Source organism: Bacillus sp. SIMBA_031 (genome assembly GCF_046535225.1).
GTDB lineage: Bacteria > Bacillota > Bacilli > Bacillales > Bacillaceae > Bacillus > Bacillus velezensis.
Genome location: NZ_JAWRXC010000351.1, coordinates 1 through 263, shown reverse-complemented (window position 1 = coordinate 263; position 263 = coordinate 1). Strand labels below are relative to the sequence as shown.

Below are 263 nucleotides of genomic sequence, written 5' to 3'. Positions count from 1 at the left end.
AGATGATGAGCGGCAGATCCACAATCTCGCAGACGAACCACAGGGCATCGCCCGCCAACTGCTGGTCGCGGAGCGGATCCGGGAACCAGGCCAACGAGGACTGCCTCGCAACCACGTGGTCAAGGACCTGTCCGTTGAGTCGAAGCAGGATGCCGGGGACAGCATCCACCAACAGCTCAATGAAAACGAAAACGAATTCCAAGGTGATGTAGGTGCTGGAACGTTGGAAGTCTGATTCTTCGATGATCGGAAGCGCCATCAGG

1 protein-coding gene is annotated in these 263 nt (G+C 57.0%); it reads right to left on the bottom strand.

All coding sequences use genetic code 11. The features are described 5' to 3' along the window. On the bottom strand, window positions 1–263 hold a 263-nt coding region (locus tag SB724_RS20600; protein ID WP_410572776.1), incomplete at both ends, for a cytochrome c oxidase assembly protein.